The 22,100-nt window shown below is 65.5% G+C and carries 21 protein-coding genes and 1 tRNA gene; 13 read left to right on the top strand and 9 right to left on the bottom strand.

Annotated elements, in window-relative coordinates:
- Nucleotides 1-50 precede the first annotated feature (50 nt).
- Complete coding sequence (locus NCG93_RS10535) at nucleotides 51-389, bottom strand: DUF7882 family protein (RefSeq protein ID WP_194414019.1); 339 nt, start codon at nucleotides 387-389, stop codon at nucleotides 51-53.
- A gap of 255 nt (nucleotides 390-644) precedes the next feature.
- On the opposite strand from NCG93_RS10535, the gene NCG93_RS10530 reads away from it, so the two are divergent.
- Nucleotides 645-720: transfer RNA gene (locus NCG93_RS10530), tRNA-Arg, on the top strand.
- A gap of 24 nt (nucleotides 721-744) precedes the next feature.
- Here NCG93_RS10530 and NCG93_RS10525 read toward each other — a convergent pair.
- Together NCG93_RS10525 and NCG93_RS10520 are read right to left on the bottom strand one after the other, a co-directional pair.
- Entirely contained in the window at nucleotides 745-1,869 is a 1,125-nt protein-coding gene (locus tag NCG93_RS10525) for a site-specific integrase (RefSeq protein ID WP_194414018.1), read from the bottom strand.
- A gap of 9 nt (nucleotides 1,870-1,878) precedes the next feature.
- Complete coding sequence (locus NCG93_RS10520) at nucleotides 1,879-2,520, bottom strand: hypothetical protein (RefSeq protein ID WP_241741839.1); 642 nt, start codon at nucleotides 2,518-2,520, stop codon at nucleotides 1,879-1,881.
- A gap of 56 nt (nucleotides 2,521-2,576) precedes the next feature.
- Between NCG93_RS10520 and NCG93_RS10515 the strand changes: the two genes are divergently transcribed.
- The 5 genes from NCG93_RS10515 to NCG93_RS10495 all read left to right on the top strand — a co-directional run bounded on the left by NCG93_RS10515 (nucleotide 2,577) and on the right by NCG93_RS10495 (nucleotide 6,237).
- The gene (locus NCG93_RS10515; protein WP_194414017.1) at nucleotides 2,577-2,813 is read left to right on the top strand and encodes a helix-turn-helix transcriptional regulator; all 237 of its coding nucleotides are present in this window, start codon (nucleotides 2,577-2,579) and stop codon (nucleotides 2,811-2,813) included.
- Nucleotides 2,814-3,392: 579 nt separating this feature from the next.
- Nucleotides 3,393-4,142, top strand: coding sequence for an ABC transporter permease (locus NCG93_RS10510; protein ID WP_194414016.1), 750 nt, complete (start codon nucleotides 3,393-3,395; stop codon nucleotides 4,140-4,142).
- A 100-nt stretch (nucleotides 4,143-4,242) separates the two neighbouring features.
- Nucleotides 4,243-4,926 carry a response regulator transcription factor gene (locus NCG93_RS10505; protein WP_194414015.1) on the top strand — a complete coding sequence of 228 codons (684 nt, stop codon included), beginning with the start codon at nucleotides 4,243-4,245 and terminating at the stop codon, nucleotides 4,924-4,926.
- Nucleotides 4,923-5,897 (top strand): sensor histidine kinase, encoded by a 975-nt coding sequence (locus NCG93_RS10500; protein WP_194414014.1) that lies wholly within the window; start codon nucleotides 4,923-4,925, stop codon nucleotides 5,895-5,897. Before NCG93_RS10505 ends, NCG93_RS10500 begins: the two co-directional genes overlap by 4 nt.
- Nucleotides 5,898-5,910: 13 nt before the next feature.
- Nucleotides 5,911-6,237 carry a hypothetical protein gene (locus NCG93_RS10495; protein WP_194414013.1) on the top strand — a complete coding sequence of 109 codons (327 nt, stop codon included), beginning with the start codon at nucleotides 5,911-5,913 and terminating at the stop codon, nucleotides 6,235-6,237.
- Nucleotides 6,238-6,262: 25 nt separating this feature from the next.
- Here the strand turns inward: NCG93_RS10495 and NCG93_RS10490 are convergent, their stop codons facing one another.
- Genes NCG93_RS10490 through NCG93_RS10475 form a run of 4 tightly spaced genes read right to left on the bottom strand, consistent with a single transcriptional unit; the run spans nucleotide 6,263 to nucleotide 9,737 of the window.
- Nucleotides 6,263-6,952, bottom strand: a complete 690-nt coding sequence (locus tag NCG93_RS10490; RefSeq protein ID WP_194414012.1) for a phosphatase PAP2 family protein — start codon at nucleotides 6,950-6,952, stop codon at nucleotides 6,263-6,265.
- 44 nt (nucleotides 6,953-6,996) lie between these two features.
- Complete coding sequence (locus NCG93_RS10485; RefSeq protein WP_194414011.1) at nucleotides 6,997-7,488, bottom strand: GtrA family protein; 492 nt, start codon at nucleotides 7,486-7,488, stop codon at nucleotides 6,997-6,999.
- Nucleotides 7,481-8,224 (bottom strand): polyprenol monophosphomannose synthase, encoded by a 744-nt coding sequence (locus NCG93_RS10480; RefSeq protein ID WP_194414010.1) that lies wholly within the window; start codon nucleotides 8,222-8,224, stop codon nucleotides 7,481-7,483. The genes NCG93_RS10485 and NCG93_RS10480 overlap by 8 nt, the downstream gene beginning before the upstream one ends.
- Before the next feature lie 4 nt (nucleotides 8,225-8,228).
- Nucleotides 8,229-9,737: a glycosyltransferase family 39 protein gene (locus tag NCG93_RS10475; RefSeq protein WP_194414009.1), complete on the bottom strand. Its 1,509-nt coding sequence runs from the start codon at nucleotides 9,735-9,737 to the stop codon at nucleotides 8,229-8,231.
- A gap of 194 nt (nucleotides 9,738-9,931) precedes the next feature.
- On the opposite strand from NCG93_RS10475, the gene NCG93_RS10470 reads away from it, so the two are divergent.
- The 4 genes from NCG93_RS10470 to NCG93_RS10455 all read left to right on the top strand — a co-directional run bounded on the left by NCG93_RS10470 (nucleotide 9,932) and on the right by NCG93_RS10455 (nucleotide 13,833).
- Nucleotides 9,932-10,750 carry a COG4705 family protein gene (locus NCG93_RS10470; protein ID WP_194414008.1) on the top strand — a complete coding sequence of 273 codons (819 nt, stop codon included), beginning with the start codon at nucleotides 9,932-9,934 and terminating at the stop codon, nucleotides 10,748-10,750.
- A gap of 27 nt (nucleotides 10,751-10,777) precedes the next feature.
- The gene (locus NCG93_RS10465; protein ID WP_252787509.1) at nucleotides 10,778-11,458 is read left to right on the top strand and encodes a response regulator transcription factor; all 681 of its coding nucleotides are present in this window, start codon (nucleotides 10,778-10,780) and stop codon (nucleotides 11,456-11,458) included.
- Entirely contained in the window at nucleotides 11,455-12,816 is a 1,362-nt protein-coding gene (locus NCG93_RS10460) for a sensor histidine kinase (protein WP_194414007.1), read from the top strand. Before NCG93_RS10465 ends, NCG93_RS10460 begins: the two co-directional genes overlap by 4 nt.
- A gap of 273 nt (nucleotides 12,817-13,089) precedes the next feature.
- Nucleotides 13,090-13,833 carry a phosphatase PAP2 family protein gene (locus tag NCG93_RS10455; RefSeq protein WP_194414006.1) on the top strand — a complete coding sequence of 248 codons (744 nt, stop codon included), beginning with the start codon at nucleotides 13,090-13,092 and terminating at the stop codon, nucleotides 13,831-13,833.
- Between the two features lie 525 nt (nucleotides 13,834-14,358).
- Here NCG93_RS10455 and NCG93_RS10450 read toward each other — a convergent pair.
- Nucleotides 14,359-16,335, bottom strand: a complete 1,977-nt coding sequence (locus tag NCG93_RS10450; protein WP_194414005.1) for a CHAT domain-containing protein — start codon at nucleotides 16,333-16,335, stop codon at nucleotides 14,359-14,361.
- Between the two features lie 8 nt (nucleotides 16,336-16,343).
- Nucleotides 16,344-16,670, bottom strand: a complete 327-nt coding sequence (locus tag NCG93_RS10445; protein WP_194414004.1) for a CU044_2847 family protein — start codon at nucleotides 16,668-16,670, stop codon at nucleotides 16,344-16,346.
- A 378-nt stretch (nucleotides 16,671-17,048) separates the two neighbouring features.
- Here NCG93_RS10445 and NCG93_RS10440 point away from each other — a divergent pair, with 378 nt between their 5' ends.
- The 3 genes from NCG93_RS10440 to NCG93_RS10430 all read left to right on the top strand — a co-directional run bounded on the left by NCG93_RS10440 (nucleotide 17,049) and on the right by NCG93_RS10430 (nucleotide 21,859).
- On the top strand, nucleotides 17,049-17,387 hold the full coding sequence (locus tag NCG93_RS10440; RefSeq protein WP_194414003.1) for a hypothetical protein: 339 nt from the start codon (nucleotides 17,049-17,051) through the stop codon (nucleotides 17,385-17,387).
- Nucleotides 17,388-17,842: 455 nt separating this feature from the next.
- Nucleotides 17,843-20,569 (top strand): AAA family ATPase, encoded by a 2,727-nt coding sequence (locus NCG93_RS10435; RefSeq protein ID WP_194414002.1) that lies wholly within the window; start codon nucleotides 17,843-17,845, stop codon nucleotides 20,567-20,569.
- Nucleotides 20,570-20,848: 279 nt separating this feature from the next.
- A complete protein-coding gene (locus NCG93_RS10430; RefSeq protein ID WP_252787508.1) occupies nucleotides 20,849-21,859 on the top strand; it encodes a Fic family protein in 1,011 nt (336 codons plus the stop codon).
- Nucleotides 21,860-22,100 lie beyond the last annotated feature (241 nt).

Raw genomic sequence — 22,100 nt, 5'->3', positions numbered from 1 at the left:
TGGCTCGACCGCCAACGCCTTGACAAGGTCTCGGGGGTGGCGTAACCCCTTCAGCCGAGGAGATCCTCCTGCGCCTCGGCCGCCGGCGCGGGCGGGGCGGGCTCGGGAACGAGATACAGTCCGGACGGCGAGTTCGCGGTGTGCGCGAGGGCGTCGATCCATGCCGGATTCAACTGGGGCGTCCGGCTGCCGTAGAACTTGTAGACGAGGGCGCAGCGGGGGTGCACCCAGATGGTGGTGCGTCCGTCACCGATGCTGAGGTCGTCGCGCCACGTGAAGTGGAACGGCTCCCCGCGCCGCAGCTTGGTGCCGATCACCAACTGCAGGTGGGCGAGTGTGCGGTCGTCGAAATCGACCTTCACCGTCCCCTCGTAGGTCAGTTTGCCCATCGTGCGTCTCCGTTCTGAGACTGTCGGCGAACGAAGCGGGGAGTTGTGACTGCGAGGCGGACGCCGATCAGGTACACCTCCGATCCTCGCGCGGGACACTGCTGGGCGGCCAGCCCTTGACAGCCGCCACCGTATGCACCATGCGGCCCCGCGTCGGATGCCTCGGCCGGCGGCGCTCGAGCGGTCCGACGCCGGTTCAGGGCGGTGGCCACCGTGGATGGACGGCGCGGACGGGATGATAGTCTCGATCGGTACGCCTCCGTAGCTCAGGGGATAGAGCGTTGGTTTCCGGTACCAAAGGTCGCAGGTTCGATTCCTGTCGGGGGCACCATACGGGACAAGGGATCGCGGGTCTTCAGGACACGCGATCCCTTGCTCGTGACAACACCGTGACAACACTTGAAGAGCGCTTCGCCTGATCGAGAGCGGTCGCCACGGCATCCAGATCGTCGTCGAACAGGTCCGCGTACACGTCGAGCGTCATCGCGGCGCTGGCGTGGCCGAGCATCCGCTGCACGGCCTTCACGTGCGCCCCCGCCTGCACGGCCAGGGAGGCTGCGGTGTGCCGCAGGTCGTGAGGTGTGACTCTCGGGAAGTGCTCGTCGACCGCCTGAGCATCGCGCACGGCCGCCGTGAACCATCCGTTGCGGGACGCCGGCAGCTTCACATGCTCTTCGCCGTCACCGAACAGCAACTGTTCGCGCGCCTTCCCTTCGGCGAGCTTCGCCAGCGGGGCTGCGAGAAACTCGGGAAACGGGACGGAGCGTGACCTATGCGTCTTCGGCGTCCCGACATGAACGTACGAGGAGACGAGTACGGCGTTCTCCTGGACGCTCACGCGCCGCCTGAGCATGTCGACGTGCCGCACCCGCAGCGCGGTCGCCTCGCCCCACCGGAGACCCGTGTACGCGAGGAAGAGGATCAGCGTGGGATGTCGCGCATGGTCGGCGAGCGTCTGCACCTGCGCGTGCGTCAGATAGTGCCTCCGCGCATCGTGATTCTTCGCTGGGAGGTCGACCTCTCTGGCGACATTGCGGGATAACCGTCGGTCGTGCACGGCGCCGTCGAGAATGCCGGCCAGAACACCATGAGCTCGTCGGACCGTGGTCGACCCGCCTTCGAGACCCGAGATCCATGCTTGCACTTCGGAGTGCCGGATGCTGCCGATCCTGCGACCACCCCACTTCGGCTCGACGTGCTTCCGCCACGCAGACTCGAGTGGTCGAAACGACGACGGCTTCAGGACGCCCCGACGCTGATCCAGCCACTGCGCGCCGAGTGTGCCGACGGTGATGATCGCCGTACTGGGATCGACGTACTCGCCGCGGGCTTTGGAGATCTCGACTTCGGCGAGCCGAAGCTCGGCGTCGCGTTTGGTCTTGAATCCTCGCTCGCTCGTCTGGCGATGATCCGGGCGGCGGTAATGAATCCGGTAGAGCTTCTTCCCGCCGGCCGTCGTGTACGGGTGAACGCTGCCCATGGCATCTGCCTAACCTTCGGCCTGCCGGCCGACGGCGTAGTTCATACCCTCGAGGCGACCGGCTTTGCGCGCCTTCATGATCCAGTCCGAGGCGGTCCGATGCGGAACATTCAATTCACGCTGCACAGCCTTGACGGGCGGCAGCCCGGCAAGAGCGGAGGCGCCATAGAGGATCTCGATCACATCCATGCGCGCCTCGGTCTGCCCGCGCTTGATCACCTCTTTGGCCATCCACTCCGGGATGAGGCGACCCTCGACCGCGCTGATATTCGCCACCGTGGTCCACCTGTCGTTATCGAAGACGTCGATCGCGATGCACTCGGGGATCGCAGCCTGCAGAATCGCCGAGGACGACAAACGTCGGAGCGCTTCCGAGTCGAACTCGTCCCTCACCGCTCGGTTCACGACGGTCGTGACGATGTATCGGCCCTCATCCCGCCGGTAATGCGCTTCGAGGGCGGTCTCAATGCCGGACTCTTCATCGACAGCGCTCGCGACGAAGCCCGGCGCGATCCGCAACCCGGACCCGATCGGCACGGTGGTGCCGCGCGCGGTCATCTTCTTGCCCTCGAGCGTCGTCACTTTGACCTTCACCTGACCAGTTTGCCTGTTCGCTGCGCCAATTCGCAGATTGCTCTTGACGAACATCATGACTTAGGCGTGTACTTGTGTCAATCAGGTCTGGTTATACGCAAATGAGGTGGATCATGACGACTCTCGCCGGAACCGAAGCCGCGCAGCTGAGCCATCACTACTTGAGCCCAGAGCAGGTCGCAGAACTCCTCCCGGGCGTAACCAAGGGCACGCTCGCGATGTGGCGATACGAGCACAAAGGACCGAGGTACTACAAACTCGGCCGCAAAGTGGTGTACGCACTCGACGAAGTCGAAGAGCGGATCGCGGGTTCCGGCGTGGAAACGCCGCAGGCCTCCCACGGACAATGACGGGTGCTACTCCGCGCAAGCCGCAAGGTCGAGACCGCAGCATCCCAAACTGACTTGGGACACGCTCTCGCTTCGGTTGATGTCACCCCTTCTCCGACGGCGAGAGTGTAGCGGTCATCGACGGCTCCGTTCCCGCCGCTCGCTATTTGCAGACTCCGCTCTCCGCTGCGCTCCGAGCTCCGCTTAGCACCGCTCACTCCGTGCACTGCGCCATCTCCGCCCGCGTGATCGCTGAATGTCGCAGCAGCGGCGAAGACTGAGGTGAGATCGGAGAGCACCTGACTGGAGCTGTGGGGTTTGACCGCCCGAGAGCCAGTCCCGCAGCGGTCGTCCGAGGGGTCCGGGTGATACATGGCCTTCTCACTCGTGAGCGAGTGCGCATCATCGAAGAACAGCGACGGTGCCGCGCTCGCAGCTCACGGCTCACTCGTGGCGGACTCATCAACTGCGGTGAACTCAACGGTGAGGACAACGCCCTCGCCGAGCCACTTGTCGCAACTCACATCGACGATGCTCAGCTAACAGGCCAGTGCTCGGAACCGAAGAGGTCGGCGCACCGCCGCCGGTAGGCTCGCGACCGTGGCTCCGCTCGCCGACATCGCACCCACGCTCATCGCCGTGGCGATCCTGGCGGTCATCACGACGGTCGTCCTTCTCGCGTTCGGCGTGCCGCGCGGTTGGTCTCCGGCTGTCGCCATAGCGCGCGGCACCGTGCAGCTCGCGCTGATCAGTGTCGTCCTCACCGGCATCATCGCCAGCCCGGGATGGATCGCGATTGCGCTTACCGTGATGTTCGGCATCGCCGTCTCCGTCGCGACCAGCCGGATCGGGTGGTCGCCGCACGGTGTCGCGATCATGGCATCGTCCATGGCCGCAGGGGTGGCCGTTGCCGGCGCGGCAGTGTTCGCCTCGGGTGCACTCCAGTTCACGAGCAGGTATGCCCTCGCGATCGGCGCGATCGTCATCGGCAACACGATGAGCATCGCGACGCTCAGCGGGCGGATGTTCACCACCACGGTCATCGATCACTGGGACGAGGTGGAGGGATGGCTCGCACTCGGCGCCTCTCCACGGACCTCCACTCTCCAGCTCGCACGACGCTCGGTTCGAGACGCCTTGATCCCGGCGATCGATCAGACCAAGACCACCGGCCTGGTCGTCCTGCCGGGAGCGTTCATCGGCGCGATCTTCGGCGGCCTGTCACCGCTTGAGGCAGGACGGTTTCAGATCATCGTCCTCGCTGCCATCATGGCCGCCGGCTCCATCACCGCCGTCCTCGTCGTCGGATGGATGGGACGTGTGCGCGTGAAGCCAGCCCCGCCGCGCTAAAACGGTCGAGGGCACCGAAGTCTGAAGAGAGTCTCAGACCCGCTGGCGCGGAGCACCGCCCGCCCCCAGCATCCACCCCGAGAATCGTGGCGGAGGTCTCATGCGCATCCTTGTTGTCGAGGACGATCAACGAGTAGCCACCACGGTCGCACAGCTGCTGCGCGAGGCGGGCTACGCGGTGGATGTCGAGGCCGACGCCGGCGACGGGCTGACGGCCTTCGAGATAGAGCCCGAAGATCTCCTGATCCTCGACGTGCGGCTTCCCGGGATGCCCGGTGGCGGGGTCGAGCTGTGTCGCCGCATCCGTGATCATTCTCCCGGCACACCGATCCTCATGCTGACGGCGATCGGTGCGCGCGCCACGATCGTGCAGTGCCTGGATGCCGGTGCCGACGACTATCTCGTCAAACCCTTCCACGTCGAGGAGCTGCTCGCTCGGGTGCGGGCGCTGCTGCGGCGCACGCCCACCGCGGTGCCGCCTCGCCTCACTGTCGGCTCGCTCACCCTGGACCCCAGCCAGCGGTCGGTCCAGCGCCGAGGACGGACGATCCCGCTCAGCCCGAAGGAGTTCTCGGTGCTCGAATATCTGATGCGGCATCCCGACTCCGTGGTGGCGAGCAGCGAGCTGATCGACCACGCCTGGGATCGCAACTACGAGGGATACAGCAACGTGGTGCCGACCTACATCCGGTACCTCCGTCGCAAGCTCGCCGTGCCGGGCGAGAGCGACCCGATCCGCACACATCGCGGGGCCGGCTATTCGGTCTCGAGCGGGCCCGCGTGATCGTTCGTCGCGCCCGCTGGCGGCTGACGCTCGGGTTCACCGCCGTCCAACTGCTGACCTACGCCATGTTCGCGATAGCGGTATACATGTACGTCACGTCGACTTTCGACTTCGACGGCACCGAGGACAGCGGACCACCGCAGACCGCCGAGGCCGGATTCGCGACCCTGCAGTCGGCCCTCCTGCTCGCCTTCATCGGTTTGCTCGTTGTTGCGCCCGTGTCGAGCTGGGTCCTCGCCGGGGTGGCGATGCGGCCCGTCGCCGCCACTCTCGAAGCCCAGCGCCGGTTCGTCGACGATGCGTCGCATGAGCTGAGGACGCCGCTCACGGCGATCCAAGCCCAGCTCGAGCTCGCGCTGTTGCGGCCCCGCAGCGCCGAGGAGTACCGCCAGGCTTGTGAGACGGCGCTCGATGCGACCCATGCCCTCGCCGCCATCGCCGCCGATCTCATCGCCTCGTCCGAGGGCATCCATGCGAAGCGCGGCGATCAATCTGTCGAACTGGCCGGCGCGGTCGGCCGCGCCGTCGCCCTGCTCCCGGACCCCACTCGCGTGGAGATCGAGGTCGTGTCGCGTCCGATGGTCGCGATATCGGATGCCGCCGCTCAGCGTGCGCTCGTCAACGTGCTCGTGAACGCCTGCCGGTACTCCGATCCGGCGAGTCTCGTCTCAGTGCGTGTCTCGAGCAGAGGCCACTGGGGACTCGTAGACGTCGTGGATCGAGGCGTCGGCATGAGCGCAGACGAGGCGCGGCACGCCTTCGACAGGTTCTGGCAGGCCGACCCATCCCGAAGCGCCGAGGGGAGCGGCCTGGGCCTCTCGATCGTTCGCGACATCTGTGCGTCCGTCGGTGGCAAGGTCTCCATCTCGTCGAACCCCGGTGCCGGCACGACGGTCGGCATGAGCCTGCCGCTCTCACGTTCATCTCACGATGCCCGCCGTACCGTCGATATGACGGCACATCCCGTCTGAAAGGAAGCAGAACATGGACGCCGAGAAGAGGAAGAAGACCCGCATCGCCGTGGGGTCGGCAATCGCCGCAGTCGTCGTCGCTGGCGGGCTGGCCCTCGGCATCCCGGTCATCGCTCAGGCATCCTCGCCCAGCCCCTCAGGGACCTCTGTCGAGGACGGCACGAACGACGGCGAGACCGCCGACGACCAGGGTGTCGAGGACGGCACGAATGACGGCGAGACCGCCGACGACCAGGAGGTCGAAGACGGCACAAATGACGGCGAGACCGCCGACGATGAAGGCATCGAGGACGGCACGAGCGACGGCGAGACCGCCGACGACGGGCCGGCAGCCCCGTAGCAGCCTCCATACGTGACCCGCTCGCTCAGAGCGGGTCACGACCTCTGCCTGCGAGCAGCGGTTCCAGCGCCGCGCCACCGTGGCGCAGTTCCTCCCGATCTCGGATCTTGGCCACGATCACCCACATCACGAGAGCGACCGATGCGCCGAGCAGCACTCCGCCCACGACATCCGTCAGCCAATGTGCCCCGAGATATGTCCGACTCCACGCCATCAGGACCGTCCAGGCGACGGCGAGAACCCAGACGATGGCTCGCGCGAGGACGAGCCCCAGCGAGATCGCGGTGGCTGCAGCGAGAGTCGTGTGCCCTGATGGGTATGAGGTCATCGCCGTGTTCGTCAGCGAATCGTCCGGGCGGGGGCGGTTGAAGGCGACCTTGAGAATCCCGGCGATCGCCTCCGACACCGCGAGCGTGGCGGCGACGACGAGGGCGTCCCAGGGGCGTCTGAAGAGCAGGAACAGGCCGACGACGACGACGGACACGATGATCATCGGCAACGGGCCGCCGACGAACTCGAGTACGTGGGCGAAGGTGAGCCCGACCGGCGTGCGCCAGTCGAGCATGAGATCGTGCCACCACTGATCGATCGTGAGCGGTCCGTTGCCGAGCGTGCGAGTGACAGTCCCGAGCAGCACGACGAGACCGATGCCGGTCAGCGCGCCGAACAGTGCGACGACGCGAGCGGTGCCGGCAGGCGTGTGCAAGAGGACCATCCGTCCTGGTTCGTGACTTCGAGGCCAAGGAGCCCGTCCGCTCATCAGAGGTGACGCGGAGAGACCGCGCCTGAGAGAACGCTCACGGTCGGCGCTCCGGGGCCGCTGCGGAAGATCCAGGTCCTCGCGACGACGAAGCGGAAGGCGGAGCCGAGCACCAGCCCGACGACATTCGCCGAGATGTTGTCGGCCAGCCCGGACGTGAGGTCGAGGACGTAGTGGCTGAAGGCAAGGCACAGCAGGGTGATGCCACTGCCGGCAAGACTGACCACGAAGAACTTCGCGGCTTCGGAGACAAGCCTCGTGCCCCGCTGGGTGCGGAAGGTCCACCAGCGGTTGCCGGCCCAGTTGGTGAGGATGGCGACGATCACCGCGATCGACTTCGCGATCAGGGCCGCCCCTGCGACCCGGTCGTCGGCCAGGAGCGACACTCGAAGCAGGTTGAAGACCGTCAGGTCGACGACGACCCCGAACCCGCCGACGACGGCGAACCTCGCCAGATCGCGCACCTGGGCGCGAAGACGCTCGTCAGGCATGGTTGACCAGTACCGGCGACGAGCCCGGGTCGAGCACAGTGGCAAGGCCCCACCTCGTGACCCGCCACATGGCCTCTGCGACGATGCGACCGCGCATCTTCGAGACCCCGAGCGTACGGTCGCTGAACGTGATCGGCACCTCTGTGATCCGAAGGCCGCTTCGGTTGGCCCGCCAGAGCAGTTCGATCTGGAAGCAGTAGCCCTGGCTGCTCACACTCTCGAGTTCGAGAGCCCGCAGGGCGGCCGCACGATACGCGCGGTAGCCGCCTGTGGCGTCCTTCTGACGGATGCGGAGCATCAGCCGCGCGTAGGCGCTGCCGCCCCGCGAGAGCAGTCGGCGCGACAGCGGCCAGTTCTTCTCGACCGCTCCACCCGCTGTCCACCGCGAACCGACCACCACATCGCTCGTCTCGATCGCGGCCAGGAGCCGTGGGAGCTCCTCCGGGCGATGCGAACCGTCGGCGTCGCATTCGACGATGACGTCGAAGCCTTCGCGCAGCGCCCAGGCGAAACCCTCGAGATAGGCCCCGCCGAGTCCGGTCCTGACGGCTCGATGTATGACGTGCACGTTCGGGCGGTCGTCGGCGAGCCGGTCCGCGAGTCGTCCGGTGCCGTCAGGCGAGTCGTCGTCGACGATCAGGACCTCGACGTCCGGGACGCTGCGTCGGAATCGGCGCACCACGCCCTCGAGGCTCTCGAGTTCGTTGTACGTCGGCAGGATCGCGAGCGTGGTCATGGGTTCACTCCTTCGACAGGTGGTAAACGGTGATTCGGTGGATCAGAACAGCGGACTCGACGTGGTAGTCAAGTCCCTCCAGCAATGCAACATCCGGCGGCGTCGCGGTGCCGTGTCGTGCCTCGACAGCCCACGCCTGTGAGGCACCGGTGATCTCCGACGTGACGTCGGCGTTGTCGGCGACACGATCCCAGAGTCGGGTCCGGGCGACGAACGGCGCTTCGAGGGCGATGTCGTCGAGGGCTGCGAACGCCCTCGGGTAGATGTCGAGCGCGAGCCGCGGGTCACGCGAGGGCTTGGTCGTCTGGTCGAACAGCACCACCCCACCGGACGCGTTCCGCTGGACGTACTCGGCCACGGCGCGCCAGTCGCTGCCGCCATCCTTCGCCCAGGGCGCGCGCTGGCCGATGTAGACGGGGATGGATGCCGCCACCAGGGCCGTCGCGATGACCGCGGTGAGCGCGGGCCGCCAGTGCGACACCACTGTTTCGCCGATCGTCGCGATGCCGAGCGCGACAAGCACAGCCGCGGCCGGAGCGCAGAACGACAGGTAGCGGACGTTGTACATCGGCGCCAGCAAGGCGTTGCCGATGAGCAGAAGCACGGTCGGAGCGACGAGCCACGTCAGCGTGAGAACCGTCAGCCGCATCCGCGCACCGAGCGGCCGTCGCCCGACAAGGGCGAGAATCAGCCAGGCGGCCGCCGTCAGGATGAGCAGCCATGCGGCGACTGCCAGGAGGGGATACCCGAACCACTGCTTCGTGAGGATGTTGGCGGCGGTCGCGTAGTGACGCCGCGCGAGGAAGCCGATCTGCTCGCGTTGGATCGCCCCGACCACCAGGATCGGCACCGCGAGCAGAAGCGCGAACCCTGCGGCTCGTGCCCACATCCGCCATCGCGCCCGCGAGAGCAGGGCCACGACGATGCCGTGGACCACGAGCACCAGCCCCAGATACAGGAAGAGGTACATCGCCGCGGCGCACGCGAGTCCGTACACCAGCCACAGACGTCTTGATGCGTCAGGCCGCACCGTGCGGACGAGGAGCACCGTGATCCACACCGCCGCTGCGGCACCGATCGCGTAAGAGCGGGTCTCGCCCGCCATGTAGGTGGCCCGTGGGAGGACCGCCGCGATGATCCCGGCGATCACGGCGATCCGGGTGCCGACGAACCTCCTTGCGAGTACGACCGTGCCGGCGACCATGAATCCGACGGCGATCGCGCTCGGGGCCCGCGTCGCCGCTTCGGATGTGCCGAAGAGCGCTGTCCACACCTTGAGGAACCCGTAGTACAGCCCGTGCACGCCGTCGATCTGGAGCAGCATCGCGCCGAGACTCGGCCAGGTCCGCGAGGCCGAGAGCACGCTGGCGGCCTCGTCACCCCAATAGGAAGGGATCCATGACCCCGCGAACCCGATCACGGTCCCGATGACGCCGACGATCAGGGCGGGGTGCATACGCCCCACCCGGGGGATCGGTGCGGCGTTTGCGTCAGGTGACTCGAGCTGCAGCATCCGATTCCTCCTTCGACGAGCGGCGCGGCGTTGTCGTCACCATCGCGACCGAGGATCGGAGGGTCATCTATTTGCGGCCGGTGAGTCTGAGAAGCCTCTCAGGAACGGCACGAACAGCCGGTTCCTGAGAGAAGACTCAGGCCGAGGGTTGCGAATGCCTGCGAACGCCAAGCCGGGCTCAGGAATCTGGGCGCATGACAAACACGATGCCCGAGCACATCCGCACCATCTTGTTCAACAGGGTGCCGGAGGTAACGTTCGCCTTCTGGGTGATCAAGATCCTCTCGACAACGACCGGTGAGACCTTCGCCGACTACTTGAATGTCGATCTCGGACTCGGCCTGTCGACCACCACCTGGATCATGAGTGCGCTGCTCATCGTCGCCCTCGTCGCACAGTTCGCCACCAAGCGCTACAGGTCGGGCGTCTACTGGACGGTCGTGGTACTGATCAGCATCGTCGGAACGCTGCTCACCGACATCATGACCGACGTGCTCGGCGTCGAGCTGTGGGTAAGCACTCTGGTGTTCAGCCTCCTGCTGGCGGCGACCTTCAGTGTCTGGTTCTTCCGCGAGCGCACGCTGTCGATCCACACGATCTTCAGCCGGCGTCGGGAAGCGTTCTACTGGGTGGCGGTCCTGCTCACGTTCGCGCTCGGAACTGCCGCCGGCGACCTGATCTCCGAGGGGATGGGACTCGGCTACATGTTCGGGACGATCCTGTTCGCATCGTTGATCGGTGTGATCGCGATCGCCCGCTTCGCGTTCAAGGCGAACATCGTGTTCTGCTTCTGGGCGGCGTACGTGCTGACCCGGCCGCTCGGCGCATCCATCGGCGATCTGCTGTCTCAGAGCCCCGCCGACGGCGGACTCGGTCTCGGCACCACCATCACGAGTGTCGTGTTCCTCGTAGTGATCGTCACGGTCGCGACTTACCTGGGCATCAAAGTGCGCCGGCAGCGGGCTGCGGCTGCCCGGGAGTTCGCCGGCGGGCTGGCCCCGGTCGCCCCGTAGGATCGCACCACGAAAGGGGACGTCCGTGTGGCATTGCGAATCCTGATCGTCGAGGACGAGCCGGAGATGGCCGACCTTCTCGCGCGCGGCCTTCGTGGCGAGGGGTACGTCGTCGACGTCGCCGAGAACGGTCTCGATGCCCTGACACTCGCGAACGCCGCCGAGCATGACATTGCAGTGCTCGACGTCATGCTCCCCGGAATGTCGGGTTTCGAGGTGTGTCGGTGGATGCGCCGGCAGCACCCCGGACTGGCGATCATCGTGCTCACCGCGCGCGATGCAGTCGACGATCGTGTGCGGGGACTGGATGCCGGAGCCGACGACTACCTGACCAAGCCCTTCGAGTTCGCGGAGCTCGCCGCGCGGCTTCGCGCTCTCCGCCGCCGCGACGCGATCGGCTCTTCGAAACTCGACATCGGCGGCCTGCAGATCGACATGCTGAGACACGAGATTTCGGCGGGAGGACGCGAGCTCCGGTTGAGCCGCACCGAGTTCGACCTGCTGCGACTGCTCGCCCTCAATCTGGGCCAGGTCATGCCGCGAGCGGAGATCATGGAGTCGATCTGGGGTTCAGGTGCCCACATCGATCCGAACATCGTCGACCAGTACGTGAGCTATGTGCGCCGCAAACTGGATGCCGTGGGCGCCCCGGTGCGGATCGCCACGACTCGTGGTGTCGGCTATGAACTGATCACGGCCGAGCAATGAACTTTTCGCGGCTCGGCATCCGCGCACGGATCACCGGCGGAAGCCTGATGATCGCCATCCTGATTTCGATCGCCGCCGGTGTACTGATCTACAACCAAGTCCAGCGCATCGTCAACGAGGGGCAAGTGCGGGTGCTCGAAGGCATCGAGGGACAATACGTCACGGCAATCAACGACGGCGACACCGAGGAGCCCGACCTTCCGGGTCCCGGCCAGTTCGTCGCGCTCGTAGATCCATCTGGTGCGGTCATGCTCGACACGCTTCCGGACGGGCTCACGGATCAAGTGCCCGAGCTCGCAGCCCAACCCGACGGAGTCCGCGACGTAGAGACCAACTCTTCGGAGTTCCTCGTTCAGTCGACGTCCGTCGCCGCGACAGACGGCACCTGGCGCGTCATCACGGCGAGCACGAGTGACGACGAGGTGCTCAACGACGTGGCGATCCTCCTCATCGTCAGCATCGCGGTCATCAACATCGGATTCGGGGTCGCGTCCTGGTGGATCGGGTCCGCAGCTCTCAGGCCCGTGACACGCCTGCGACGCAGCGCGGAGGAACTGGTCTCCGCGCCGAGCGCCGAACTGCTCCCCGTGGGTCCCGCGCAGGATGAGATCGCAGACCTCGCGACCACCCTCAACGAGCTCATCGGCGGTCTGCGTGCCTCGGCGGAGCGTGAGCGGCAGATCGTCTCGGATGCCAGCCATGAGTTCCGCACCCCGCTCGCGATCATCCAGACGCGGCTCGAACTGGCGCAGCGCGAAGCCGGCACCCTGGACGAGATGAAAGCGGACGTCACCGCCGCGCAGCGCACGCTGGCGCGACTCTCCTCACTGGCGACCTCCATGCTTGAGCTCTCGCGCATCGATGCACAGGAGGAGCCGGGTCGCGCCACCATCGCGGAACTCGCCGCCGAACTGGCCGACGCAGCTGACCGCGGCCGGCATCGAGTCGGCGGTCGCGACATCCGCATCGAATACTCCGATCAGGTCGACGACAGCGGCCACGATGTCGCTGTCAGCGAGATGGACTTCGGCCGAGTGTGCGACAACCTCGTCAACAACGCGCTCGCGGCGATCGCCAAATCGGGCATCATCGAGCTCACGCTCACCCAAGAAGCCCAACAGGTCCTGCTCACCGTCCGCGACGACGGCGGCGGGATGGATGAGGCGTATGTGCCGCTCGCGTTCGACCGGTTCTCGAGACAGAGCGACGCGCGAACACGTGGCGGCGCCGGCCTCGGCCTGCCACTGGTAGCCGGCATCGCGACACTGTCGGGTGGGTCGGTCGAGCTAGACAATCGACCCGGGATCGGACTTTGCGTCCACGTGACGTTCCCCTTCGCCGCGAGAAGCTCGACGTGAGAGCGCCGCTTCCGGGACGAGCCACTGGAGGATGCCCTGACGTCGGTAGGTGAACGCAGTCAACTCGTGGGCGAGCTGTAGTTGGAAGGGGCATCGATTCGTGTAGTTGCAGACTCGCTGGCTACGACCCAGACGCCTGATCGGAGTCCAGCGGGGATCGCATTGCGTGCCGGACGATGCCCCTGACCGCGCCGCGGAGCGGGGACGTCGTGTGGTGGATGGTCGTCCGTGTCCGCCGGCCGTCGCCGCGCCTGTTGAACGTACTATCAGCAGATGGATGACGAAGACGTCTCGGAGCTTGTCGGGGGCCCAGCTCCTGCGCCGGTGAAGATCGCTCGCCTGTGGTGGGTGGTCTCCGCGGCTGCCGCGCTGCTGCTTGTCGTCCTGCTCGGCGCGGTGATCTTCTATCGCCAGGCGGACAAGCCGTTCGGTTTCGAGGTGGAGTGGATGGGCGAACTGGTCGAGGCTCGCGCGCCGGTGTTCACGGTCCCCGCTCTCGTCTTGAACTGGATCGGCGGGGGCATCAGCGGAGTCGTCATTGTGCCGCTCGTTGTCATCGCCGGCCTGGTCATCTGGCGACGGCCGTGGGCGGCGCTCTATTTCGTCTGTGCCACCATCGCGAGCGCGCTGGTGGTGCTCGTCGTCAAGAACCTCGTTGGTCGTCCGCGTCCGACCGATATCCTCGTCACCGCCGACGTGGGCTCGTTCCCGTCCGGCCACAGTGCGAACGCAGCGCTCATGGCCACGACGCTGGGAATCATCTTCTGGCGCACGTGGGTATGGATCGTGGGAGCCGCCTACACACTCCTGATGATGCTGAGCCGCACCTACCTCGGAGCGCATTGGATATCCGACACCGTCGGCGGGATGCTCGTCGGAGTCGGCCTTGCGGTGATCATATGGGCCCCGTTTGCGTTCGTGCTCTATCGCGAGCGCCGCAAACCACATCCGCCGATTTGGGTGAAGGTTGCCACTCGCGCAGCGCGGATCGAGCAGCCCGGAGACAGCTCACACTAACCAGCCATAGCAAGCACGCGGGGAGCGTCGCTCCTGATTCGCGGGAGCCTCTGCTCCGTTCGAGCTGGCCTCCGCGGATCCGATCCCGACAGTACGACGTTAATCGGGCGGCGCCATTCGGTTAGCTCGCAGGGCTCTCGACCACGGCCCGCAGGACGGTCCCTAACTGACCACAAGCACGAAAGGGACCCGCATGCGTGCAGTGGGAGCGTTTGGGCCGCGGCGCATCGTGCGAGCAGCGATCCCGAGTCCGGCCGGTGGCCACGGCCACGCGCTCTGACCAGACTGGACTGCCTAGGCGATTTAGCACGACGGCGGTCGCGCGCAGTGCACCAGTGCCGACAGGTAGCGCCGGCAACGGTCCCCGTGCAGTCCGACGCAGCGCGTTCGCTGTCGTCCCGGTGTCACAGCTGTCCAAGTGTGCGTTTCGACGCTCGATCGGGTCCAGGTGGGGTGCTTCGGGTACAGCCCCGCGAGTCTTGCATCTAGATAGTTGCCGGTTAGCAGAACGTCCAAAATTGAGGGCTACGAGTGGAAGACTTCGCCGTGGGCGAGGAGAACGGGTCTTCCGGCGGCGGACAGCAGATCAACCCGAGGAACACCTGACGGCCAGTCACCGCCAAACCTAATCCGGACTGTGCACGGCACAGTCTCGCCGTCGTCGGTAAGGCTGAAGCTGACAGTGTTCATCAGCTTCGGCGGGATGGTTGCGCCGTCGATCGTTAGCTTGTTTGTGAAAATGCCTGATTCGCAGACAAGTTGGTGCTCGTCGAGGAGGGCGAACTTGACGATGGCGACGCCCGCTGTTGTGGAGGTCTGGATATAGGCGACGTCGCCCCGCCATTGCTCGGGTAGAGCTCGTTCGTTAGCGTGCGCGTCGGCGTGTTGAATGGCGCCGTCGGTGTCCGAGGTCGCGACATCAACTGTTCGTGGGTCGACTGTCGGGTGCTGATCAAGCGTTAGCTCGCTGTCGTCGACACTGAGAGTTGTGATCCTCCTCAGACCGCCGGTTGAGCCGGGCATGTACTTCAGTTGCATCCGGCACGTACGGCGCGTGTCGCCGTCAACCAATGAGAATTCTGTAATGCCTTTCACGCCCGAGATGCGCCGCCCGTCGACCACCAGATCGTCCACTCCCCAGTCCGCGCGCAGTTCGATCTGGTGGTCCTGATCCAGTCGAAGCGTTACGCGCGTCAGCGACTTTGCGCTGGAGTACTTGAAGTACTCCACTGAGCCGCTCCACACTTTCAGAGCATTCGTAGCTGGCTGCTCTGCGACAGGGCTGCTGATGAGATCCGCCTGCGCCCCCGGCCGGCTAGTCCGTGGTACTTCTTGCGCTGGGGACGCGGACCGCTCCGCGGACTCTTCCCTGGTGACGGCTGAGTCGCGAGGCACTGCCGCGCTGGGAATGATGTCGAACAATCTCGCTTCACCGTTCCGGAGGTACAGCACGGGAGTTGCGAACTCCGTTCGACGTTCGGCCCCGATAATGGCGCGCCTGGCCGGTGCGACGGCTGCCGCGATTGACCTCCCGTTAGCCAGGGAGGTGTACAGGCTCTCACTGAAGGCCACCGCTGCTACGTCGGATATTTCGAACTGCATGGCGATGACAGCCGGGACGTCAATGTGTAGGAGAGCGGTCGCGACTCCCGAGAATGGGTCGACATATGAGGTCCGGGCGCCTTCGCAAGAGTTGAGGACGACAAGCCGCAGGCTGCGTTCGTCTTGGAGCATCTCTCCAAGTTGCTCGCCAGACACATCTCGGGCCCGGCCCTGCTCAGTTTCCAACACGAGAGTGCCCGCTTCCGTGGACTCGTCGTACGCGCCGTGGCCGATGTAGTGGATCACATGGATGTCGTCTGGCTCCGAAATGCGCTTGCCCAAGCCGCCCAGGGTGGGGGTGCGTAGCCATGAGATGTCCACCACGCCAGCCTGTGTGAGCGGCTTCAGTGCCTTCTCCAGCTTTCTGCGTTCCTTCGCACTGTCCAGCTCGGGGTACCCGGTCGGATTACTGATGATGCCGAGTATGCGCATCGGAAGTTGGATGGGTTCGGGCCTGCTGGCTGTGCCGATGTCGAGCGATCTAACCACAGGAGTTCGTTCCGACTGTGAGAAGAACTTCGGCTGCTGGTACATCAACTCCCACGGAAAGCGCATGAGTTCCGGTGCGCCCGACAGGTGGAGCGAGATGCGTAGTCCACGATCCTGTCCCGACGCCGCGGCCTGGGCGGAAGTGACGATCCTGCCCACTTCGTCGGTCGCGACCGATGCAAATAGTCGGCCGCCGAGCTCCTTCAGTATTGCCCCCTGATCCATCCCGGCGCTTCGACGTTTGGCCAACCCGACTGCATTCACGTACGCGTCGAGTTCGTCGTAGCTGAGCGGAGGAACGTAGGCGGACGAGGCAGATCGGCCGTCATCGGTGCGAGCGAGGATCCGGTATCGACCATCTCCGATGCGGTCTATCCGCAGCGATAACTCGTCGTAAGAATCCACGCCCACGATTGCGCCTATCTGTCGGGTCCGGACCAGCGAAGCTTCAGTCGAAAATTTGCTTCCCCGGTGGTCTTGGCGATGATGAGGTTGGCGTCTGCGGACACCTTCACAGCGAACTCGACCTCCACTTCATCAGGGCCACTTCCGGTTCGCTTCACCTCAGCGGCGAAAGCCTCCGTCAGCGGCCCCAACTGCGCGACGACCTGCTTAAGGCTCTTCCCGGCGTCCGCTACGGCGCCATCGGCGATGCCCCCGCGACGGACCACGTCACCACCGCTGGATGTCACCTCTATGAGAATGCCGACCCCGTCGGCTCCGTCGAATCGAATTGCATCGCCCATGCTTCCCCCGCCCGCACGCGCTCGTTAATGCATGATGCACCCGTGAAAGTTGCTGCGCTAGACCGTGGCGCGCACACTAGGACGGATTATTCCCGCGCCAGACCTGCGAGGAGAACCGCTCTGGCTCGCCGGATCCACAGTCAGACGACGAACGGGAGCCGCATCGCCGGCGTGCATTTGGCCAAGCCGGCGGCGCGGTGCCTTCGCCCAGTCGTCGGGAGGCTGTTAAGCCGACCGGTCTGAACCGTTTTGGAAGCGCTGGGAGCCTGGCGAGTCGGTGGGTTGTGGGTGGACGAAGACGGGTCTCTGTGGCAGCCCGCTGAGGCTACATTTGGTCCCGGGGTCCACCGGCGCAATGAACGCTTCCCGCGCCACCCCGTGAGCCTCACGATCCAAGCGCGGACCATGGTGCGCCTCGACGATAGCGGGCTCCGTCGTCTTCTGTACGCCCAGCGCGGCGCGCTGTTCCCGGCGGTTTTCGTCCAAGGTGGGCGTTGGACTGAGCCGGGAACGAAAATGGTCGACGGGCTCAATGTCAGCGTCAATTCAGCTGCACCCAAGGACCCGAGCTTCTACAGCGGAACCATGCCCGTCAGCGCCGGCGACCCGGCCGAGTCGGTCGACCTCAAGTGGTACGTCTGGGACGAGGCACCGGATTCGGTCCGTGACCGCATATTCCGAGACGTCCGAGCCGCCATCGGGCGAGCGGAAGCATAGGCCCGGCGACGACTACGAGTGTCTCGGATCGCCCTACCGGGCTCCGCGGCGAGGGTGCTTGCCCGACGAATGAGGCGGTCCTAGTGCGACTCGGTCGCCGATGACGACGCGAGCCGCTGCAGCGTGCTGCAGCTCAGAGGGGGCGAGCGTCGGTATTGTGCCGCTCAGTGCGGGGGTTGATTCGCCAGACATTCGGGGGCCCTTCAGGCCCGGGAGTGCGGTGTACGAAGGTGAGTCGCTTGCTGCGGCGATGATGCCGCCGTGAAGTCCGACAGAGGCTTCGCACGCCAGATGCCCGTTTGGCCTGCCCGGACCATCCGCACGCTCAGATGCCTCACACGAAGCAGCACCAACGCTGATCCAGGAACCATCTCAGCGAAGAGAACTGCAATGCACGCAGGCACCATTGTGAAACAGCCTGGAGAATAAGCAATAGTCGGCGTACCCTCGATCTCATGCGAGGTGGTCTGGAGCGTTGGAAGAGGGGCGTCGACTCCCGCGGGGTTCGACACGCGATCTCCTACGCGCTCGAAGGAACCTGCGACGCACATCTGCAGCACACGTCCAGCATCGAGGCGCTCGAGCACTACAGCGACTCGATGGTGCAGCGCTTCGTAGTCGAGAACGGCGCAGTCTGCGCCGACGAGCTCACCGCGGGTGGTCTTCGGGTCTGGCTGACCGGGCATGATCCGGTCACGGGCGAGGAGCGGGGCAAGTCCCTCTTGCGTGCCGACGCCGACCTGCTTCTGGATGGCACGCTCAACCACCCCAAGTCGTACAGCATCGCCGCGCTTCTGCATCCAGAGTTGGCGGCCGAATTCGAAGGCCTGCAGGACCGCATCCGCGATCGCGTGATCGTTCTCTGGCAACGAGAGCTCAACGCACGGCGCGGCCACGGCGGACTCATCCGCGAGTCCATCGCCCGACTCGAGGTCGTCGAACTGCAGCACCGCCGCTCGCGCGCGCTCGACCCGCACGCTCATCGGCATCTGTGGCTGAACGTGAAGGTGTGCGGTGACGACGGCAAGTGGACCAACGTCGACTCCCGAGTAGCCATGAAGTTCCACACGGTTGTCAACGCCGAAGGGGAACTCGCCGCACGGACCGACCCCCAGTGGATTGCGGCGCTCGCCCGCCACGGCTACACGATCGGCGCGGACGGGGAGATCGTCGAATTGGCGTCCGCGGTCGCGCCCCTGTCCCGCCGGTCCGCACAGATCGAAGCGAATCGCGCTCAGCTGACCGCACAGTGGGAGGCCGCGCACAGCGGCCTGAAGCCCAGTGTCGGTGTCCTGCAGCAGATCGACCGCCAAGCATGGGCAGTCTCGCGCCCCAACAAGCCTGCCCTCCTCGACGAACAGTCCTGGGAAGCGGCCGTGCGCGACGAGCTAACGAGCATCAGCGGCAACATCGCCAACCCCCGCACTCCCACGGGCGTTACGGGCGTCGCGCCCGAGACTCTCGATATCGACCTGCTCGCAGCTTCCGCTGTCGTGGACGCCGACGCACGATCCACCGGATCGAGCGGCCGTTTCAGTAGGTACGATTTGCGAGCTGGAGCCATCAGAGCACTGTCGCGGGCAGGCGTTATTGCGAATCGCGACAGTCTCTCCGACGTCATTCACGACACCGTCGACAGAGCGCATCACCTCGTCATGAGCCTGTCGTCGGAGATCAGTGTGCCGGAGCATGTGAAGTCGTTGATGGCGACTGAGACGATGCGACTGAAGATCCGCCTCGCTGGCCAGTACGACGCGATCGCGAGCCCAGGCCGCTCGCTGTTGCCCGACGAACTCCGTCGAACGGCATCCGGGGATCTCGATGATCTCGACCCGCCTCAGACAGCCGCCGCGTGCGCGATCGCCGGAACCGCAGGACTCGTCACCGTGACGGGTCCGGCCGGCGCGGGGAAAACGACGATCCTTCGCGCCGCCCACAGCGCGTTGACCTTGCGGCGCCGTCGGATGCTGATCGTTGCGCCCACCCTCAAGGGGGCCTCCGTCGCCTCGCGTGAAACCGGTGCCGAGGCGTCGAGTCTGCACGCGCTCCTGTACGACTACGGGTACCGGTGGTCCACCGATGGAGCCGGCGCCCAGGTCTGGCACCGCCTCGCTCTCCATGAGGTCGACCACACCACAGGTGCACCCTACGACGGTCCGCAAAGGTACCCCCTGTGCGGCGGAGACCGCATCGTCGTAGACGAAGCCGGCATGGTGGACCTGCAGACAGCGAACGCCCTCGCAGAACTCGTCCTCGAGACGGGCGCCGGCATGGCGATGGTCGGCGACCCGCTGCAAGCATTGCCTGTCGGGCACGCCGGAGCGATGGCATCCGCGATCCGCCACGCATCGGCATCCGTAGAACTGGATACCGTGCATCGGTTCCAAGACCGCGACTACGCCGCCCTCACACTTCAGCTCAGGTCTCCCCGTGATCGCGTCCACGCTCTCGAGATCGCCGACACACTCGTGCGCCGCGGACATGTGCAACGCGTCGACGGCAACGACGAGTCCCGGGCAGCAATGGTGAACGGCTATTTCGCGGCCCGGTCCCGCGGTCAGCGGGTGGCGCTTGTGTGCGGGACGAACAATGAAGCGGACGCGGTCAACACCCAGATTCAGGATGGCCGCATCGACCGGGGCGAACTCGACCCGCGCACCATCGCGATGGGAATCGATGAGCAGCGTCTTCTGGTCGGCGACATGGTGCAAACTCGCCGAAACGATCGACGAACCGGTGTCGAGAATCGCGCCCAGTGGATCGTCGCCGGGATCGAACCCGACGCGATCTACCTCGTCTCGCCCGTCGACAGCGGCGAACTGCACCGGGTCAGTCGCGAATACGCGCTCGAACACATCCAGCTCTCCTATGCCTCGACAGTGCACGGGATCCAAGGCGAAACAACGGAGGTTGCAATCGTGGGTCCGGATGTTGACGCCGCCGGGCTCTATGTCGGGCTCACCCGTGGCCGTCACCACAATCGCGCCATCGTTGTCGCGACGACGGATGCCGCGGCGAGGAGCACGCTCGCCGCCTCCATGCTGCGCGGAACGACCGAGGTGACCATCGACGACTCGATTCGCGCGGTCGAGGCAGAGGTTCGACGAACCGCCCGAGAAGAGTCGATGCGGCCGCAAGGCTACGGCCCGACCAGCGGAAGTCACGTGGGCGTGTCGCGCTAAGCCAGCGCCCGCTAGATGCCGAGGCGGTTCCCGAAGTAACGCGTCCGTTAGTTCGGTTTAGCATTGTAAAACCAAACTAACAGGCGCCATACTTTCGGTATGAGCAATGGGTGGCCCGCGCACGGAGTAGCGAGTCTTCCTTGGCGCCAGACTGCGCGCGGCGGAACACGCGCGGACCGCACGATGCAATCCGTCGACGTCTCCATCCCGCCGTTCATCGCGAACCTCGACTACACCCCGTCACTGGCGCTCATCTCAGCGGCCGAGAGCGCACTCATCGTGATCGCCCGTGCCGACACCGACGCCGAGGGCAACTCCGTGGCACTCAGTCGATTCATGATCCGCACGGAGTCGGTGGCTTCATCGAAGATCGAACGAATCACCGCCAGCGCCGAAGACTACGCCCGAGCGATCGCGGGAAACCGGGCCAATTCGTCCGCCGCGAGCATGGTGGCCGCGAGTACGGCATTGCACCACATGGTGACAGTCGTGGGGGAGCGCGGCACCTTCACACTCGAGGATCTGCTCGATTCGCACCGCGCGCTCATGCGGGACGACCCTTACGAAGCGGACTATGCAGGTCGGATGCGGGACATGCAGAACTGGGTCGGAGGCTCGGATTACTCCCCTCGCGGTGCGCTGCATGTTCCACCGGCACCGGAGCGCGTCGAGCCGCTGATGCGCGATCTGCTGGACTACTTGAACCGCGATGACATACCGGTGCTCGTCCAGGCGTCGATCGCACATGCCCAGTTCGAGTCGATCCACCCGTTCACAGACGGCAACGGCCGTGTGGGACGTGCGCTCGTTTCGGCTTCGCTGCGACGGCGCCGCGTCACCAGGAACGCCGTCATCCCGCTGGCATCCGGCATTCTCGCGCGCCGCGACGACTACTTCACCGCGCTGGCCACGTACCGCGCCGGTGACCCAAGTCCACTCGCCGGCCTGTTCACTCGATCCGCACACGTCGCCGCCATCGAGTCACGTACATCGATCGAGCGCATCAAGCAGCTCCCAGAGGAATGGATGGCCGAGCTGAAGCCGCGCAAGGGGTCGGCGATCGGCAACCTTCTTCCTATGTTCTTCGACCACCCCGTGATGAACGCGGATGAACTCGAGCGCTACTCGGGCACGAAAACTGTGCAGACCTACGCCGCAATTGATCGCCTCGTCGAAGCGGGGGTGATCCGTGAGATCACCGGGAGGAAGAGGGATCGGGTATGGATGGCGTCCGACCTCCTCGGGGAGCTCGATGACCTCGACCGCCGCATCCAAGACGCGATGCGCTAACGAGTGCGGCTCCGGTGGCGGTTCGGCGAACACCGTCGAGAGCGCCCCATCCGTGACAACATTTTGACAACAAACGTCTCAGAATCGCCCCGATCGACCTGATTGAGAAAGGGCGAAAAAGCCCGGAATTACGCGGATTTCAACGAGCCGCCCGGCGGCTGAAAGGCCCGGGAGAGGTTTCCGGTACCAAAGGTCGCAGGTTCGATTCCTGTCGGGGGCACAACAGAAAGAATCCCAGGTT

Origin of the sequence: Microbacterium yannicii, from assembly GCF_024055635.1 — a bacterium.
Classification (GTDB): Bacteria; Actinomycetota; Actinomycetes; order Actinomycetales; family Microbacteriaceae; genus Microbacterium; species Microbacterium yannicii.
Note: the sequence above shows the minus strand (reverse complement) of the source record. Positions and strands in the feature narration are given on the sequence as shown.

Bases quoted from the DNA above. Each gene is read 5' to 3' on its own strand.
- NCG93_RS10480 (WP_194414010.1), bottom strand. From the start codon at position 8,224: ATGACCACGCTCGCGATCCTGCCGACGTACAACGAACTCGAGAGCCTC.
- NCG93_RS10485 (WP_194414011.1), bottom strand. From the start codon at position 7,488: ATGCCTGACGAGCGTCTTCGCGCCCAGGTGCGCGATCTGGCGAGGTTC.
- NCG93_RS10475 (WP_194414009.1), bottom strand. From the start codon at position 9,737: ATGCTGCAGCTCGAGTCACCTGACGCAAACGCCGCACCGATCCCCCGG.
- NCG93_RS10495 (WP_194414013.1), top strand. From the start codon at position 5,911: ATGGACGCCGAGAAGAGGAAGAAGACCCGCATCGCCGTGGGGTCGGCA.
- NCG93_RS10435 (WP_194414002.1), top strand. From the start codon at position 17,843: ATGCGAGGTGGTCTGGAGCGTTGGAAGAGGGGCGTCGACTCCCGCGGG.
- NCG93_RS10490 (WP_194414012.1), bottom strand. From the start codon at position 6,952: ATGGTCCTCTTGCACACGCCTGCCGGCACCGCTCGCGTCGTCGCACTG.
- NCG93_RS10460 (WP_194414007.1), top strand. From the start codon at position 11,455: ATGAACTTTTCGCGGCTCGGCATCCGCGCACGGATCACCGGCGGAAGC.
- NCG93_RS10470 (WP_194414008.1), top strand. From the start codon at position 9,932: ATGACAAACACGATGCCCGAGCACATCCGCACCATCTTGTTCAACAGG.
- NCG93_RS10520 (WP_241741839.1), bottom strand. From the start codon at position 2,520: ATGATGTTCGTCAAGAGCAATCTGCGAATTGGCGCAGCGAACAGGCAA.
- NCG93_RS10535 (WP_194414019.1), bottom strand. From the start codon at position 389: ATGGGCAAACTGACCTACGAGGGGACGGTGAAGGTCGATTTCGACGAC.
- NCG93_RS10445 (WP_194414004.1), bottom strand. From the start codon at position 16,670: ATGGGCGATGCAATTCGATTCGACGGAGCCGACGGGGTCGGCATTCTC.
- NCG93_RS10525 (WP_194414018.1), bottom strand. From the start codon at position 1,869: ATGGGCAGCGTTCACCCGTACACGACGGCCGGCGGGAAGAAGCTCTAC.
- NCG93_RS10515 (WP_194414017.1), top strand. From the start codon at position 2,577: ATGACGACTCTCGCCGGAACCGAAGCCGCGCAGCTGAGCCATCACTAC.
- NCG93_RS10455 (WP_194414006.1), top strand. From the start codon at position 13,090: ATGGATGACGAAGACGTCTCGGAGCTTGTCGGGGGCCCAGCTCCTGCG.
- NCG93_RS10505 (WP_194414015.1), top strand. From the start codon at position 4,243: ATGCGCATCCTTGTTGTCGAGGACGATCAACGAGTAGCCACCACGGTC.